Origin of the sequence: Spiroplasma sp. ChiS (assembly GCF_002968355.1) — a bacterium.
Classification (GTDB): domain Bacteria; phylum Bacillota_I; class Bacilli_A; order Mycoplasmatales; family Mycoplasmataceae; genus Spiroplasma; species Spiroplasma citri.
Map to the genome: position 1 here is coordinate 1 of NZ_PUUH01000041.1, position 2,502 is coordinate 2,502.

The 2,502-nt window shown below is 19.7% G+C and carries 1 protein-coding gene and 1 pseudogene; both read left to right on the forward strand.

Annotated features, from left to right (window positions below):
* Nucleotides 1–833, forward strand: a pseudogene (locus C6B38_RS02130) (IS30 family transposase); the annotation flags it as partial.
* A 315-nt stretch (nucleotides 834–1,148) separates the two neighbouring features.
* Nucleotides 1,149–2,351, forward strand: coding sequence for an Mbov_0401 family ICE element transposase-like protein (locus C6B38_RS02135; protein ID WP_334199047.1), 1,203 nt, complete (start codon nucleotides 1,149–1,151; stop codon nucleotides 2,349–2,351).
* The last annotated feature ends 151 nt before the right edge of the window (nucleotides 2,352–2,502 follow it).

The following is a 2,502-nucleotide window of genomic DNA, read 5'->3' on the forward strand; positions in this document are numbered from 1 at the left end:
AATAGACATCGTAGTACTATTTTACGAGAAATTAAGCGTTTTAAAACTACTGATGAATATAGTGCTTATAAGTCAGATAAAATGTATTATGAGAAAAGAAAAAAGAATAATAAAAGATGTAAATTTACAAAAGAACAGATTAATTTTATGAAAATTAGACTTAATAAATACCATGATTCACCGTCAGAACTTATTTATCGTTATTTTTTAAAATTTGGTGTTAAATTTCCTGCTTGTCTTAAAACTTTTTATAAATGAATTCGTTTAGGTGAATTTGGATTAAAAAAAGAAAATTTACGATATCGTGGTAAAAATTTAAAACAAAAGGAAAAAAAGATAATCGTGGTAAATTAACTGATTTTAAGTCAATTTGAGATATTGAAAATAAAGTTTCTAATGTTGGTTGATTAGAAATGGATACTGTTGTTGGAAAAGAACATTTATCTAGTTGTTTAGTTTTAGCAGAACAATCAAGTAAAAAATATTTTGTAATAAAATTAGAAAATCATACTGCTAATGAAGTTTTTGAAAAGTTTAAAGGAATTGTTATAAATAATAATTTAATTGGAAAAATTAAAGGAATAATAACAGATAGAGGTAAAGAATTTAGTAAATGACGAGAAATGGAAATATTTGCTGAAACACAAGTTTATTTTTGTGATGCTGGTTCACCACAACAAAAACCTTTAATTGAATATATGAATAGTGAATTAAGACATTGATTTCCTAAGGGCACAGATTTTAATAATGTTAATCAGAAAAGAATAGATTGAGTAGTTAATGTTATAAATGATAAACTCCGACCGTGTTTAAATTGAATAAGTGCAAAATAAATTTTTTTGCATAATATATAAACAATAAATATTTAAAAATGTATATTAACTCATAAAATATGTCATTAGAATAATAAAATATGTATTTATTAATTAAAATTAATAAATTATTTTTTAGTTTGTTTAAATATTGATAAAATAATTAATTTTTTTAAATTTATGGTTGATTTTTGTAATTTTTATTATATTATTTAATTAATAAAGATTTGTTGCACTTCATTTTACATAATTCAAAATTATAAAAAAAATAAAACAATCGAGACACAAAATGAAGTTAAAAATTTATTAATTAATAGAGATAATGAGATATTTAAATTATATCAACAAGGACAAATATTACAAGGATATAAGGTAGTATCAAAATTACCAAAAACAATCAAAACAGAATATGGAAATATTCCTATAAAAAGACGAAGATATGTTAAATATGATGAAAAAAATAAAAAATATATAAATCGTTATCCTTTAGATGAAGAATTAGGATTAAAAAAATATGAAAGAATTGAAAAAAATTTAAAAGATAAATATATTTCTTTTATGGGTGATGGAAAACGATATAAAGATATTATGCACACAACAGAAAATGCTAATATCAGTGAAAAAATAATATCTAATATTTTTAAAAAATCTGATTTAGAAAAAGTTGACTATATTAGCAACAAAAATAACAATAAAATTAAAATTCCAAATAATATTTTATACATTCAAATTGATGGTGCTTTTGAACCAATGTGAGAAAATAAAAAAAGAGTTGAAAATAAAATATTTCTTGCGACTATGCATGTTGGTGTTGATGAAGAAAAGTCAACTGAAACAAGAAAAGTAATTAAAAAGAAAAAAGKTGTTTTTCAAATAATGGATAAAAATGTTACTAAAAATAAAAAATCTAGTTTTAAAAATTTTATTGACAAAATTTTTAAACTAATGGATACTTATGATATTAATGAAAATACTATAATATTAGTATTAAGTGATGGCGAAAAACAAATTAAAAAAATTTACAAAGCAATAAAAACAAAATATAAAAATAAYACTGTATCATATAGTTTGGATAAATTTCATTTAGTAAAAAGATTTAAAGACTTATTTTCATATAGAAATAGAAACAAAATTCATAGATTAAAATATAAATTAGMAAAAATGTATTTTTTTACTGGAAATTATGAAGCATTATTAGATTTTTTAATTTGTCATTTAYCCTATKTTATTGACARCAAAAAGAAATTTTTATTAGAAACTATTGAATTAATTAAAAATAATAAAGATGGTATTGAAAATCAARCATTARAATATAATATTGGTTGTCATGTTGAAGGTGATGTTTCACATTATATTAAGGCTGTTAAGGGGCGTGGTGCAAAAATATATTGTAAAGAAACATTTAATAATATGTTAATTGCTTCAATGTTAAGACTTAATAGCAGAATTAATGAAGTTAAAATTAATAAAAATAAAGAAAAAATTGAATTTAATATTTTTAAATTAAATCAATCTCAAAATCAATTTTTATCTTTATAAATAAAAAACTTTTTAAAATTAGTAATAACTTTAAAAAGTACTTTTTAGTGTGTCAAAATCCATAATTTTATAAAATTATTTATTCAATTAAAAATTATATTTTTAAAAAAGTTGATTTTTTTATAAATTTTGTTATCATTTACTCATAAGC